Below are 16,021 nucleotides of genomic sequence, written 5' to 3' on the forward strand. Positions count from 1 at the left end.
GGAGAAATGATACCGCTTACTCATGTATGCGGATGAAAGGAATAGGAGAAAGATGGATAGACATTTTTTTGAGAAACGCTGTCACTATAGTATAAGAAAATTTGCAATCGGTGCAGCCTCCGTTATGATTGGTGCTAGTATCTTTGGAGCCAATATGGTTCAGGCGGCAGAAACAGCAGCGCCTTCAGAGACAGAGGGAAGTATCACTCATGTTCAAGCCCTGGATAAGTTACCAGATGATTTAGCCGCTGCGCTTGAAAAGGCAGATGCAGAAGCTGCAACAGAAGCAAGTCATGAGGAGGCTCCAGCGACTGATAAGGGAACCAATCCTCCATCAAGTGAAGAGACAAAACCTGAGACAAGTCCTGTAGTTCCAAAGCCAGCAGAAACGCCTAAAGAAGAAGCTAAACCATCAGAAACAAACACCCCTGCTGCTAAACCAGCTGAAACTGCTACGCCCGCACCAAAACCAGCTGAAAAGCAAATTGAAGATAGAGAAGATGTCAACCATCTTGAAGGTGCTACTGCTCAGGCGAGCAACCATGAGACTGGTACCAACTTTACTGCGGATAAAGCTATCGATGGAGATGACAATACTCGTTGGGCTACAGACAAAGATGTACCAAAACCAACTTTTGAACTAACTCTGCCAAAGACTACCTTGATCAAACATGTAGAAATTGACTGGGATCGTCGTCTTCGTAATGGGCAAAATGACCCTAATATCAAATCTTGGAGTCTCTATTACGCAGGCCAAGAAGATGTGGGAGCTAATGGAGAAAAACAATGGAAACTCGCTCATACCAAGACTGGAGATCCTGTTTTAGATGAGAAAGTAGATCTAGCTGAAAGTATCAAAGCTAAGTACCTCAAACTTGAGGTCAATGATTACCAAGCGGGAACAATGAACTGGAGAAATGTTGGAATCCAAGAAATTCGAGCTTATTCAAACGTTCCGGACCATAGTAAGGTAACGGATATCCGCCAAGTAACCGAACTAACAGTAGCAGAAGATGGACAGTCTCTTGTCTTACCAACTTTACCAGGAAAAGTCAGCCTCATCGGAAGCAACAAGCAAGGTGTGATTGATCTTCAAAATCACATCTATAAGCCTTTGACAGACCAACGCGTCAAGGTCATGGTGCAACAAATCAAAGACAGCCATACTTTCACTAAGGAGTTTGAAGTAGTCATCAAGGGTCTACATCAGGACGAGGGTGTAGGTGTCAAACCAAAAGTAGCACCAGCTGTTCAACAATGGTATGGGAAAGAAGGTCAATCTTCTATCACTTCAGATACAGTTCTTGCGACAGGAGATTCAGGATTTGATCAGGCTGCAACCTTCTACCAGTCAGACCTTGCAAGCCGTGGATTGGAACTTGCAACAGGTGACAAACAGGCTCAAAAACGAATCGAATTTAAAAAGGTTGAAAACAAAGGTTATGGTAAGGAAGGCTACGGTATCACTATCCAAGATGATGTGATTACCATCGAAGCTGCCACAAATACAGGAGCCTTTTACGCAACTCGTACTCTTCTTCAAATGGGAGAAACAGACCTACAAAATGGCGAAATTCGTGACTTCCCAAGTTTCAGCCACCGTGGCTTTATGCTAGATACAGGTCGTAAATTTATCCCTTATGACACCCTTGTAGACATCATGCTCAACATGGCTTACTACAAGATGAACGACTTGCAGTTGCACCTTAATGATAACTATATCTTCCTTAAGGAACACTTGGCAGGTAAGAATTTAAGTCCAGAAGAACAACTCAAGTATGTCCTTGAACATGCTAAGACGGGTTTCCGTGTGGAGACAGACATTGTCGGTAAGAATGGTCAAAAATTGACATCAGATGAGCATTATACCAAGGAAGAAATGCAAAATCTGATCAAACTTGCCAAGGCCTTGCATATAAACCTAGTACCAGAAATTGACACACCAGGTCATGCACTTTCATTTGTTAAAGTTCGTCCAGACCTCATGTATCAAGGTAGTCTGAGCGATTATGCAGGCAAGCACAATGTCGAACGAGTTGCCATGCTAGACTTGGATACTAAGTATGAGGAAACTCTTAAATTTGTCAAATCCGTCTATGACAAACTCCTCGATGGTCCAGATGCACCACTTCATGGGGTATCAACGGTTCATATCGGAACGGATGAATACTATGGTAGCAGAGAAAGCTATCGTCGCTATGTCAATGACCTTATCAAATACATTAAAGGAAAAGGTTACACCCCTCGTATCTGGGGCTCACTCAGTGCGAAACGTGGGAACACTCCTGTTGATTGGAACGGAGTAGAAGTTGATATTTGGAGCATTCATTGGCAACGACCAAATGAAGCCATTGCTCAGGGTGCTAAGATTATCAACATCACGGATGTGCCTACCTATAGTGTGCCAAGTGGAAGCAATAGTCAAGCAGCTTACGGGGACTATGCTAACTACGAACGTCAGTACAATAGCTGGACACCGAATGATTTTAGAACAGGTGGAGGTCCACTTCTACCAGCTTCTCATCCAAGTATCCTTGGTGGTGGTCACGCAGTTTGGAATGATAATATCGACCTTCATGAGACCGGTTTGACCTCTTATGATATCTTTAAACGCTTCTTCAAGAGCATGCAAACCACTGCAGAACGCACCTGGGGATCTGACCGTGCAGCTGCGACCTTTGCAGAACGCACCCTACCAACGAGCCCTTATGCGCCACAGTCAAATCCTGCTAAAGAGATTGATCAAAGCGACTTGTTTACCATCAATTCTGAAACAGTCAAGAACTATGCAAGTAAGAAAGTGAAGGCAAGCGAACAGGGATTGGCTTTTGAGAAAGACAGCAGTATCGAAGGCTTGGCTGGTGATGTTGGTCCAAGTCACGTCTTGAAGTTTGATGTAACTGTCACTGGAGACGGGGAACAAACCTTCTCAACAAGTGGGGACAACCGTATCTATCTAGCTGATAAAGACGGCTATCTTGCTTATCAATTTGAACAGTTCCATATCCAATTCAAGAAAAAACTTGAAAAGAACAAACGTTATCAAATCTCTATTGTGACCAAACCACAATCTACAGAAGTCTATGTAGATGGTGAAAAGATTGAGCGTATCGCAAATCCAGCTCACCCTCGATTTGCCCACAATAGCTTGGTGCTACCGCTTGAAAGCATCGGTGGTTTCAAAGGAATCTTGCATAGCGCAGAGTTGTCAGACAAACCATTTGTAAATCCTCGTTTGATTTCAAATGATAAGATTACGGCAACCGCAAGTAGTCAGCAACTTCCAGGAAACGCGACTGAAGGCGCTGTTGAAAAGGCCTTTGATAATGATCCAAATACCTTCTGGCATACTAAGTGGACTGGTGACACTGCGCCATACACCCTTACTATGACCTTGAAAGAAGCAGAAAAAGTCAATGGCTTGACCTATCTCCCACGTCCAGGTGGTGGAAATGGTGTCGTGACACGCTACGAAGTCTACGCACAAAAAGATGGCCAAATGGTCAAGGTTTCAGAAGGAAGCTGGGACAACAACGCCCAAGAAAAAACAGTCAACTTTGCGGCGGTAGATACCAACAAGATTGAGTTGAAAGTATTGGAAGGCGTTGGTGGTTTTGCAAGTGCAGCTGAAGTTCATCTATTGAAACCTGTCAAAGAAGAGCAAGAAACGCCTGCACCAAGTCAACCAGAAAAACCAACTACACCAGAAAAACCAAAAGTAGACCAAACCGGTGATGGAACAGTTGAATTGGCAGATCAATTCACTGCAAGTAAACCAGCTAGCGAAGACAGCATTGCAGCTGCTAGCAAGAGCGCAGACTATCTCAAGAAAGAGTACAAGGTCTTCCCAACTCCACAAAAAGTGACTTATGGAGAAGGAGTCACAGCCCTTCGTAAGCAAGTCAATCTGGTCATGGGCGATCAACTCGATATCTATACTCGCAATCGCTTGAAGAGTGTCTTGCAGGACAATCAAGTATCTTATACAACTGGTAAGGCAGCAATCGCTGGCGCAACCAATATCTATCTTGGGGTGCATGGACAAGGCTCACAAGCAGAGCAAAACTTGTCCAATGTTTCAGCAGGTCTCTTTGACAAGATTGACGCCTATGTCTTGAGCATCAAGGATAACTCGATTTCCATCGTCGGAAAAGACACAGATGCGGTCTTCTATGGTTTGACAACCTTGAAACATATGCTCAAGGAAAGCCAAGTACCAGTCCTTCGCAATGTGACAGTAGAAGATTACGCAGAGCTCAAGAACCGTGGTTTTATCGAAGGTTACTATGGAAACCCATGGTCGAATGCAGATCGTGCAGAACTCATGCGTTTTGGTGGCGATTTGAAATTGAACCAATACTTCTTTGCACCAAAAGATGATCCATACCACAACAAGAAATGGCGTGAACTCTATCCGGAAGAAAAACTAGCTGAAATCCGTGAACTTGCTCGTGTCGGAAATCAAAGTAAAACACGCTATGTCTGGACCATCCATCCATTCATGAACAACCGCATCCGCTTTGGCAATGAAGCGGACTACCAAGAAGACCTGGCTACCATCAAAGCCAAATTTACCCAGTTGATGAAAGTGGGTGTCCGCGAATTTGGTATCCTAGCAGATGATGCTCCAAGTCCAGTCGGAGGCTACAATAGCTACAACCGCTTGATGCAAGATATGACCAGGTGGTTGACTGAAATGCAGGGAACTTACAGCGGTCTTCGCAAAGAAATGATCTTTGTTCCTGGACAGTATTGGGGTAATGGACGTGAGGATGAGTTGAAATCCCTCAATGAAAATCTCCCAAGTTCAACATCCATGACCTTGACGGGTGGTAAGATTTGGGGTGAAGTCTCTGAAAGCTTCCTTTCAACTCTCAAGAACAATCTATCCGCAGGTGGCAAGACCTATCGCCCAGTTTCACTTTGGATTAACTGGCCTGTAACAGATAACTCTAAACAACACTTGATTCTAGGTGGTGGTGAGAAATTCCTTCATCCAAATGTGGATCCAAGCTTGCTATCTGGTATCATGTTGAACCCAATGCAACAGTCTGAGCCATCTAAGATTGCCCTCTTTTCAGGAGCTCAATACTCATGGAAACAGTGGAAATCAGAAGAAGAAGCTAAGAAAATCAATGACATTGCCTTCAACTTTGTAGAAAATGGTCATTTTGAAGATAGCAAGGTATCAGCAGCCTTCCGTGAACTTGGTAAGCACATGATCAACCAAAACATGGATGGTCGTGTCGTTAAACTAGAAGAATCTGTAGACTTGGCTCCAAAATTGACAGACTTCATGACCAAGCTCAAAGCAGGTCAGGATGTGACTGCAGAACGTGCAGCCTTGCGAGCTGAATTTGCCAAGATTAAAGAAGCAGCCGAACTTTACAAAGCATCGGGCGACCAAAAGATGGTTGCGCAAATCCACTATTGGTTGGATAATGCAATCGATCAAATGAATGCCCTTGATGCCTTCCTTACAGGAACTGAAGCCATGGCTACAAACGATGCAGCCAAACTTTGGGATAGCTACTATAAAGGTTTGAAATTGTACGAACAGTCTCAAACTCACACCTTCCATTATGTAGACCATATGGAAAAGGCTGAATTGGGTGTTCAACATATTCGTCCATTTATCCTATCCTTGAAAGAAGTTCTAGCATCTGAAGTTCAAAAAGTCTTGCATCCAGACCAAATCATCAGTACCTTTATCACCAATCGAACAGGTGTAGAAGGTGGTTTAGCAGAAGTAACGGATGGCGATTTGGCAACTCATGCGATTATTAAATCACCAAATAGCATCAAGACAGGTGATTATATTGGTATGAAGTTTAACAAGCCAGTAGCGATTCAAACCTTGACCTTTGCTATGGGAACGCAGGCAAATCCACGTGATACCTTTAGTAAGGCAGAAGTGCAGTATCTAGATGAAAATGACAACTGGGTAACCTTGAAAGAGCCAAGCTATGTCGGAAATGAATCCCTGCTTAAGTTTGAGAATCTCAACATCAAGGCCAAAGCAGTTCGCATGATTGCGACAGCAGACCGCGAGAACACTTGGTTTGCAGTTCAGGAAATTGCAGTCAACCGTCCAGTTGAAAAAGCTCGTAGCCAACAAGCAACGACAGTTAGTCTAAGCTCAAACTTAGTTTACAAACTAAATACCTCAGCTCGTCAAATCACTGATGGCAAGGACAATACAGAAGCCATGATGGCAAACGCTGACGGTAGCAATACGACACCAGTAGATGCTTGGGCACAACTTGACCTCGGTGAAGTCAAGTCAGTCACTAAAGTACGACTTCGCCAAGGAACGGGTGATAAGCTTGCCACAGGTGTACTTGAGTACTCTACAGATGGAACTGCATGGCAAGAGTTGGATCGCCTATCAGGAGAACAAACCAAGGAAGTGACCAGAGCTATAAATGCTCGCTATATCCGAGTCCGCAATACCAAGGCACTCGACCTCTGGTGGCGTATCCAAGATTTCTCTGTTGAGACACGCTCTGGAAACAGTGAGTTAACGGACACCAACGTTGATGCCTTGAAGGAAACGCCGGTAGTGGATAGCTTGGGACATTATGAACTTCAAATTCCAGCTGGAACTAAACTTCCTGCAAATAGCTATCTAGGTATGAAACTTGACCGTATCCATCAGGTCAAGAGCATCCAGCTCCAAGGCCAAGCCAACCCAGCTCTTAGCCTTGAGTACTCTGCAAATGCTCAAGAATGGATGCCAGCTAGCCAATTGACAGACAGAACTGTCGCAACCCACTTGGTTCGTTATGTTCGTCTGGTCAATAAAACAGATCAGGAACAAGCTGTGACAGCCACTTCTCTCCTTGTGACAACCAAAGAAGTACAACCAACCAAACTAGAATCTACAACTATGGGCATTCATCCAACATACGGAAGCAATGATGTTCGTAAACTGAACAACCTAGATCAATTATTTGATGGTGTGTACAACAACTTCGTTGAGTTTTCAGACTATGCTCGTAAAGATGGTCATGTGACCTTGAAACTTGGTAGCGAACGCACCATCAAGAAGATTAGAGCTTACATCCAAGACGGAACTCAAAACTATCTTCGTGATGGTAAGATTCAAGTCAGCCAAGACGGTAAAACTTGGACTGATGTCGTGACAGTAGGAGATGGTGTGGCCAATAGCACACACGATGATTCATTGACAGATGGTTGGACACATGATTCTAAGATGCCAGGAAATCGCTATATCGAGGGTGAATTGACGACACCAGTCAAAGCCAACTATCTCCGTGTCCTCTATACAGCGGATTATGATGCCCGTTTTGTAGGCTTTACAGAATTGGTCATCAACGATGGTGAGTTTGTCAAACCAATCAATGATCCAACAGTAGAAGGAAGCAGTGGAGAAAGTCAGGGCAACCTTTATAATAATCTTGTAGACGGCAAAGTCTTGACCAGCTACAAGTCTGAAAAAGACAAGGGCGAATTGGTGTATCACTTATCTGAGCCAACCAATGCCAACCACCTTCGTCTCGTTTCCAGTCTTCCTGAAGGAGCTAAGGCACGTATTCTTGCTAGAACACTCAAGGATGGTCAAGACAGCTGGACAGACCTCGGTGCCATTACATCTAGTCTCCAAACCTTCGCTATCCGAAATGGTGGCTCTCTTCTAGATGTCAAATTAGTCTGGGAAGGTGGCAAGGCAGAATTTTATGAATTGGCAAGCTTCCATCAAGAATTAACAGAAGAACCGCTCCAATCAAGCAAGGGAGAAGAACCAGCACCCGTTCTTGAGGTTCCTGAATTCACAGGTGGTGTCAATGCAGTTGAAGCCCTAGTACATGAACTTCCAGAGTACACAGGCCCAGTAGCGACAGTAGGAGACCAAGCTGCTCCGACAGTAGAGAAACCTGAGTTCAAGGGCGGTGTCAATGCAGTTGAAGCCCTAGTACATGAACTTCCAGAGTACACAGGCCCAGTAGCGACAGTAGGAGACCACGCTGCTCCGACAGTAGAGAAACCTGAGTTCAAGGGCGGAGTCAATGCAGTTGAAGCCTTGGTAGATGAGCTTCCAGAGAACACAGGCCCAGTAGCGACAGGAGGAGACCAAGCTGCTCCGACCGTAGAGAAACCTGAGTTCAAGGGCGGAGTCAATGCAGTTGAAGCCTTGGTAGATGAGCTTCCAGAGAACACAGGCCCAGTAGCGACAGGAGGAGACCAAGCTGCTCCGACAGTAGAGAAACCTGAGTTCAAGGGCGGTGTCAATGCAGTTGAAGCCTTGGTACATGAGCTTCCAGAGTACACAGGCCCAGTAGCGACAGTAGGAGACCAAGCTGCTCCGACAGTAGAGAAACCTGAGTTTAAACTTAGCTCACTTGCTTCAGATGAAGGTAAGGCACCGGAACTAAAACAAGAAGTGACGAAGCGAGAAACAGCTGAACAAAGCTTGCCAGCAACAGGTGAGAGTCAATCTGACACAGCCCTCTTCCTAGCAGGTGTTAGCCTAGCCCTATCTGCTCTCTTTGTAGCAAAAACAAAGAAAGACTAGTATTTAGTAAAACCTCTTAACAAGATTACGAAATCCGTTTCCTACCTTTCCCAATGAGGTTTATAGTACAAAAAAAGCCTGAGAAGACATCTTCTCAGGCTTTTGTTAAGCACATAAATGCAATAGTGCTATGAAAAAATCACCCAGAGTATTTTATTTTAATAGTCTTTTTACAGAAAATAATTTTTTAAATTCAATAAATGTTCACATATACATTATTTAACTTTTTAAGACTCAAGATAACTTACAAATTTTATCCCCGTATTCTGAATCATGATTTTTCTTCCTGTCTATTTTATTACAAAAAATTCTGACAACTACTCAAAAATACTTTATCAGTAGTTTTTAAAGTGAATATTATTAAAGATTTCTGCCTTTAAATTAATTAAAAGTATATTACCTAAACTAGGTATATTTGTGTTATCAAAAACCTCTAACAATATCGCTATAATATCCCTTAGAACAAATTTTTCAGTAGAATCGTCAATATTTTTTTCATCTCTTAATACACTTAGATTTCTCCGCATACAATCAATAAAATCCATCATGAAAAAAGTATCAATATCATCCAATGAATCAAAATAACCAATTGATCTAGGTAAATTATAGACTATATAGGATTCTTTATTCAATATATATTCTATATTAAAATCAAATTTTTTAATTTCATCAAAACAATCTGTGTTGTATTTTAAAATATCTAACACATCTTGCAATACTGCATACACACTGGAAAGTTCCACTGTATTTGCTTCAATTTCATATGAAAAGAACATGAATAAGGAATGTAAAAGTTTATTGAAATTCCTTGATTCTACAATATCTTTAACTTTATTTGTATTCAGAAAAACATTTTCTCTAATGTCGTATGTGTTATAAAAGAAAATTTCAGAAAACGTTGAATCAGTCGGCACACTAATATTGTTGTAGTCTCCCCAATCTTTAGAAGACGATTTATCACTATAATTTCCAATACCAGGATGTAATGCATTCCCCTTCGATTTTAAATATTTATAAATCTTTATGCCTCCATTGAGATACCCAAAAAGAATTTCCTCACCAATTATTGTTGTAGCTGTAATATAAAATGAACGTGGTATTTTTTTAGAAACAATATCTCCCGACTTTAAAGATACTTTACTAATACAATTTTTCGTATTATCACTAGAATCATAATACTTTACATTCTCTATATATAAAGTATCTTCTCGCATTATCAAGATTATACCTTTAGTAGCATCAACCACAAAACTAGGTCTATAATGATCTTTATATTGCTCTAATTCTTTTTCCTTTTCTTTTCTATCTTTTTCACGTTCTTTTTTAAGTTCTTTTCTATCTTTTTCCTTTTCTTTTCTATCTTTTTAACGTTCTTTTTTACGTTCTTTTCTATCTTTTTCACGTTCTTTTCTATCATCACGGTATCTATTCTTTTCATTACTGACAAACACAAATACTGTGAAAGAAATAGTCAGTGCAGTTGAATAAAACGAAAAGTTTTCAACCACAACATTCAATGCTAACTTCAAAGACTCTGGAGGAATTGTAGCACCGTAATAAACGAAGTACCTAACCGCCTTAACTATAATCGGGAAAATGAATATAAAAACAATAAATAATATAAGTGACCAAGTGAAGAACTTAAAATCATCTTGTTTATTCTTCTTATTTTTCAAGATATTTTCTCCTTATTTTAAATATGTACATAGAATAAAAAATAATTTATATTTGATTTTTTTACTTAAACAGCTATTAGATTTTTGCAATGGATTTCTGCTTTAAGAGGAGATAAGAAGGCTTCTCAGGAGTCCCGTATTTTTTCGCAACTATTATAAGTAGCGTGTGAAAGGTAAATTTTCAAACTCTATCCATTAGTTTTTTGTTGTATCGCTTTTTCTTGATTTCAAATCTAGACATATAAATTTATTACCTACCTTTTTTAAAAGTTTTATTCAATTTTGGTATGACTTTTTTGCCTATATTTTACTCTGTTGTTATATTAAATAAGTTTAGATTTAAACCTCATCCCAAAAGGTAGAAAAATTTAACTTTTGGAGTGAGGTTCAAAAGAGGGTTGAATAGATTTTATGGTTGTGCTGGTTGAGGATTCTGATTTTGGTTCTGGTTTTGTTGACCAGGCGTTGTATTTGGTTGCTGGTTATTGGTATTATTGTTTGCACTATTATTCGTGCTTGGAGTAGTTGAGCTTGACTGTGAAGTTGAACTTTCTGATGTCGAGCTCGAACTTTCAGGTGTTGGGGCCTGTTGCGGAGCAGGAGCAGTCCATGCAGAACGAGCACCGTTTTTAAAGACAAACTCACCACTTCGATAGAGGCCTTCTGGCATAGTCCAGTCGCCAGGGTTGTTATCCTCAGACAGATAAGTCATCATTGAACGGTAGACCTTAGCTGCAACATAGAAGCCATCACCAACGATAGGAGTCAGGCGGTTTGAGTAACCTGTCCATACAGCCATTGAATATTTGCGAGTATAACCAACAAACATTTCGTCTGGAGCTACATAACCAGTATTTTTGATGTAGTTCTCAATTTCATCGTCTGTATAGTTTGATGTACCAGTCTTACCAGCTTGAGGTAGCCAAGGGAGATAAGCACCACGACCCGTTCCGTATGCCAAGACAGTCTTCATCATTTCTGTCATCATATAGGCTGTCGTCTCTTTCATGGCACGAGTACCAGGATCAGCGTATTCTTTTGAGCTGCCATCACTAAAGACAATCTTGTTGATATACATTGGTTTATGGTAGATACCACCGTTTGCAAAAGCAGCGTAAGCAGCAGCCATTTTCTCACTACTTGCTCCGTACTTTTTGTTTGACTCAGTCGTGTTACTTGAAATGGCGTTTGCATAGTGCATGCTTGGATAGTCGATACCGAGACCATTAAGGAAGGTTTTAGCTCTATCTAGACCGACCTTATTCAAAGTCTCAACGGCCGTGACATTTCGTGATTGTTGAAGAGCATACTGGATTGTAATGTTTCCAAAGTAGACATGATCCCAGTTGTAGAGTGGAGTATCAGTACCAGGATAGTTATAAGGAACATCATGTACAATAGAAGCAGTAGAGTCATAGACTCCATATTCTAAAGCGGGAGCATAGTCAGTGATTGGTTTCATAGAAGAACCCCAGTCACGATTGGTTTCCACAGCCTGGTTGGTACCGAATGAAACATTACTTGCTTGATGACGAGAACCTAACTGAGCAATGACTTTCCCGTTTGTCACATCCACAATCGTTGAAGCTACTTGCATTTCATCATCTGGATAGTTGACATACTCGTCGGTATTGTAGATATCCCAGAGATGTTGTTGAACTTTAGGATCAACGTTGGTGTAGACATCCATACCAGTCGTTAAGAGATTGTAGCCTGTTTCTTGTTCGACTTGATCGATTACCTCTTTAAGATAGTTGTCCATGTATGGAGGATAACTATTAGCCGATTTTAGACTTTGGAGTCCGTCTGTAATTGGAGTATTAATCGCTTTTTCATATTGCTCAGCTGAAATGTAACCTTGCCCCTTCATCTCAGAGAGGACGAGATTACGACGTTCTTGAGCAGCTTCTGGATGCGAGTATGGATCATACTGGTTTGGAGCCTGAGGCATACCAGCAAGGAGAGCCAATTGAGGAATGCTTAGATCTTTGAGGTCCTTGCCATAGTAACTTTGGGCAGCAGTCTGCATTCCGTAGTTACCGTTTGACATGTAAACCTTGTTGATGTAGTAGGTCAAGATCTCTTGCTTAGTCGCTTTTTGTTCTAGCTGAACGGCTAACCAAGCTTCCTGGGCCTTACGAGAAAGGGTTTGATCAGAAGTTGACGTAGAGAAGTAAGTTAATTTAATCAACTGCTGTGTCAAGGTTGAAGCTCCTTGCAGACCTCCACCACCACGAAGGTTTCGTAGAGTAGCACCTAGGATACGGATAGTATCGATTCCTCGGTGATTAAAGAAGCGATGGTCCTCAATCGAAACAATAGCGTTGACCAAATCGGTCGGTATTTCGTTTGCTTGGGCATTGACCCGACGTTCCGATCCAAGATCAGCGATAAGCTCGTCATTGCTATCATAGATCTTACTTGACGTTGTAGCAACTAGTTTACTTTCAGAAAGTTCTGGAGCCTTGCTAACATAGTAGAGGAAGAGACCTCCACCAAGCATTACAGCTGCGATAAATACAGTTAAGAGACTGATACTGACATACTTAGCTATTCGCAGAAAAGTTTGTTTGTTCATCTTGTTTTACCACCTAGTAAATGTTCTTTGATAATGTCGAGATAGGGAATTTGAGGAAAGGCACCCGGCTCAATCCTATATCCATTTTCTCGAATATATCCAAGTGGCATTGACTTCTGTCCCTTATCTTGATGATAGAAACGGATGAGGTCAATAGCCGGCAATAAGTAGGTTTCTTGCTGAGAAGAAAAGTGAAGGAGTACAAAGCAGATTCCTTGCTGGGCAAGGACTTGTTCCATATGCTGGATCTGATGGAGATGAAAATTCTTCATCGGTATCGCATGTTTTTGCCTGGTTTCCTTTGCTTCAAAGTCGATGTAGTATCCATCATAAACCCCTGAATAGTCAGTAGTTGAAGCTTGTCTAAAGTAGGCTTCAACGATCTTGGCTCGACTTCGTTGGGGATAGTCGACACGTACGATTTGTATGGGAGTCGGTTTCTTGTGAATAACAGCTAACCCATGCGACAAATAGTAGTCGTTCGTAGCATTGATCATCTTTTCAAAAGACATTCCCCGATTTGCGAAATTTTTAGTTTGTGACAGGGGTGCTTGTCTCTTTTGAGATGAAATTTTATGTGGATAGTTGACCATAATTCTCCTTATTGGTACAATAACATCACTCTATTATATCATAAATTTACAAAGAAAGGGTTAAAAATGACATCAGCCTTGATTTTAGGCTATTCAGCCTTCGACCTTGGTCTCTTTAATGACAAGGATATTCGCGTTGATATTATCAAAACAGCCATTCGAAGAGACCTGGAACGTCTAGCAGAGGATGGGGTGACCTGGCTTGTCTTTACAGGGACCTTGGGCTTTGAGTACTGGGCGCTTCAGGTGGCAAAAGACATGAAAGCAGACTATGGATTTCAGTTGGCGACCATTTTTGATTTTGAAACCCATGGCAGTAATTGGAATGAAGCAAATCAAGCGAAATTGAGTGAGTTCAAGCAAGTTGATTTTGTCAAATACGCCTATCCACAATATGAGCACAAGGGACAACTACGCGATTATCAAAAATTTCTGCTGGAAAATACAGATACTTGTTACCTTTTTTACGACGAAGAAAAGGAAACCAAGTTACGATATTTTTACCAAATGATGAAAAATCAAGCGGACTATGTTACAAGAAGATTAACATTTGAGGACTTGAATGAAATAGTAGAAAATTTTTCTGAAAAGTAAGCCTTTGACCTTGATTTTTACTTGTCTTTTTTTATATAATAATACTAGTAACCCAGAATGGAGAGAGACATGGCAAGTATTATATTTTCAGCGAAAGATATTTTTGAACAAGAATTTGGACGTGAAGTACGTGGATACAGCAAAGCAGAGGTCGATGAATTCCTAGACGATGTGATTAAGGATTATGAAACCTACACAGCTTTGGTCAAATCCCTTCGTCAAGAGATTGCTGATTTGAAAGAAGAATTATCTCATAAACCACAGGTAGCGCCGACTCAACCAGACTCTATTGAAGTAACGGCTTCTACTTCAATGACAAACTTTGATATTTTGAAACGCTTAAATCGTCTCGAAAAAGAAGTATTTGGTAAGCAAATCTTAGACAACCAAGATTTATAATTGACTAAGGAATGAGTGCAATTTTTGGATAATCGCGTGAAGAGGTTCTCTTTTCATGAGGAAAGTCCATGCTAGCACAGGCTGTGATGCCTGTAGTGTTTGTGCTAGGCGAATCCATAAGCCTAGGGACGAGAAATCGTTACGGCAGTCGAAATGGCTAAGTCTTCGGATAGGTCAGAATAGGCTTGAAAGTGCCACAGTGACGGAGTCTTTCTGGAAACAGGGAGAGTGGAACGCGGTAAACCCCTCAAGCTAGCAACCCAAATTTTGGTCGGGGCATGGAGTGCACGGAAACGAACGTAGTACTCTGACTGCTAGCAGATTTATGCTGTTAGCGGTAGACAGATGATTATCGAAGGAAGTGGTCCTAGTCACTTCTGGAACAAAACATGGCTTATAGAAAATTGCATATAGGTTGGGGCTGAGAAATCTTTCTCAACCTCATTTTTTAAAGTGAACAAGAGAAAGGTCTTGCAAGACTAGAAATGAAAGAACAATTTAATTTAATCGCAACTGCTGCGGCGGGTCTTGAGGCTGTCGTTGGACGTGAGGTGCGAGACCTTGGTTATGACTGCCAGGTTGAAAATGGGCGTGTCCGCTTCCAAGGAGATGTGAAGACAATCATTGAGACCAATCTTTGGCTTCGTGCAGCGGATCGCATCAAGATTGTAGTCGGAAGTTTTCCAGCTAAGACTTTTGAAGAGCTTTTTCAAGGTGTTTTTGCTCTAGATTGGGAAAACTATCTCCCGCTAGGAGCACGTTTCCCGATATCAAAGGCAAAATGTGTGAAGTCTAAACTCCACAACGAGCCTAGTGTTCAGGCTATCTCTAAGAAGGCTGTTGTGAAGAAATTACAAAAACACTATGCCCGCCCAGAAGGAGTTCCCTTGATGGAAACGGGTCCCGAGTTTAAGATCGAGGTATCTATCCTGAAAGATGTGGCAACTATCATGATTGACACGACAGGTTCTAGCCTTTTTAAACGTGGTTATCGTACGGAAAAGGGTGGGGCGCCCATCAAGGAAAATATGGCAGCGGCCATTTTACAACTCTCTAACTGGTATCCAGACAAGCCCTTGATTGATCCGACCTGTGGTTCAGGAACTTTCTGTATCGAGGCGGCTATGATTGCTAGAAAGATGGCTCCAGGACTTCGCCGTTCCTTTGCTTTTGAGGAATGGAACTGGGTCAGCGATCGGTTAATCCAAGAAGTTCGCACAGAGGCGGCTAAGAAAATTGATCGTGAACTTGAGCTGGACATTATGGGCTGTGATATAGATGCTCGCATGGTGGAAATTGCCAAGGCAAATGCTCAAGCAGCAGGTGTCGCAGGTGATATCACCTTTAAGCAAATGCGGGTACAGGACTTGCGCACTGACAAGATTAATGGCGTTATCATTTCCAATCCACCATATGGGGAACGTTTGTCTGATGATGCAGGAGTTACCAAGCTCTATGCTGAGATGGGACAAGTCTTTGCACCACTGAAAACGTGGAGTAAGTTTATCCTGACGAGTGACGAAGCTTTTGAAAGCAAGTACGGAAGTCCAGCTGATAAAAAGCGAAAACTCTATAACGGGACCTTAAAAGTGGATTTGTATCAATACTTTGGTCAGCGTGTCAAACGCCAAGAGGTAAAATAGAA

At 41.7% G+C, this 16,021-nt stretch carries 8 protein-coding genes and 1 other RNA gene; 5 read left to right on the forward strand and 4 right to left on the reverse strand.

Annotated features, from left to right (window positions below; genetic code table 11):
- Positions 1-52: 52 nt before the first annotated feature.
- Positions 53-8,536, forward strand: coding sequence for an SIALI-17 repeat-containing surface protein (locus tag AB2B49_RS01560; protein WP_320691862.1), 8,484 nt, complete (start codon positions 53-55; stop codon positions 8,534-8,536).
- 335 nt (positions 8,537-8,871) lie between these two features.
- Here AB2B49_RS01560 and AB2B49_RS01565 read toward each other — a convergent pair whose 3' ends face one another.
- From AB2B49_RS01565 to recU, 4 genes are all read right to left on the reverse strand, one after another.
- The gene (locus AB2B49_RS01565) at positions 8,872-9,783 is read right to left on the reverse strand and encodes a hypothetical protein (RefSeq protein WP_320691863.1); all 912 of its coding nucleotides are present in this window, start codon (positions 9,781-9,783) and stop codon (positions 8,872-8,874) included.
- A 117-nt stretch (positions 9,784-9,900) separates the two neighbouring features.
- A complete protein-coding gene (locus tag AB2B49_RS01570) occupies positions 9,901-10,212 on the reverse strand; it encodes a hypothetical protein (protein ID WP_320691864.1) in 312 nt (103 codons plus the stop codon).
- A 409-nt stretch (positions 10,213-10,621) separates the two neighbouring features.
- Complete coding sequence (pbp1a, locus tag AB2B49_RS01575; RefSeq protein WP_320691865.1) at positions 10,622-12,790, reverse strand: penicillin-binding protein PBP1A; 2,169 nt, start codon at positions 12,788-12,790, stop codon at positions 10,622-10,624.
- A complete protein-coding gene (gene recU / locus AB2B49_RS01580; protein ID WP_000248756.1) occupies positions 12,787-13,383 on the reverse strand; it encodes a Holliday junction resolvase RecU in 597 nt (198 codons plus the stop codon). Before recU ends, pbp1a begins: the two co-directional genes overlap by 4 nt.
- 66 nt (positions 13,384-13,449) lie before the next feature.
- Between recU and AB2B49_RS01585 the strand changes: the two genes are divergently transcribed.
- The 4 genes from AB2B49_RS01585 (at position 13,450) to AB2B49_RS01600 (ending at position 16,019) form a co-directional block, all read left to right on the forward strand.
- Positions 13,450-13,977 carry an SLOG family protein gene (locus tag AB2B49_RS01585; protein WP_070837870.1) on the forward strand — a complete coding sequence of 176 codons (528 nt, stop codon included), beginning with the start codon at positions 13,450-13,452 and terminating at the stop codon, positions 13,975-13,977.
- 69 nt (positions 13,978-14,046) lie between these two features.
- Complete coding sequence (gene gpsB, locus AB2B49_RS01590) at positions 14,047-14,376, forward strand: cell division regulator GpsB (protein WP_254733784.1); 330 nt, start codon at positions 14,047-14,049, stop codon at positions 14,374-14,376.
- Positions 14,377-14,396: 20 nt separating this feature from the next.
- An RNA gene (rnpB, locus tag AB2B49_RS01595) (RNase P RNA component class B) lies at positions 14,397-14,778 on the forward strand.
- 83 nt (positions 14,779-14,861) lie between these two features.
- Positions 14,862-16,019, forward strand: coding sequence for a THUMP domain-containing class I SAM-dependent RNA methyltransferase (locus tag AB2B49_RS01600; RefSeq protein WP_254733785.1), 1,158 nt, complete (start codon positions 14,862-14,864; stop codon positions 16,017-16,019).
- Positions 16,020-16,021 lie beyond the last annotated feature (2 nt).

This window comes from Streptococcus jiangnanensis, assembly GCF_040888325.1.
In the GTDB taxonomy this organism is placed as follows: Bacteria; Bacillota; Bacilli; order Lactobacillales; family Streptococcaceae; genus Streptococcus; species Streptococcus jiangnanensis.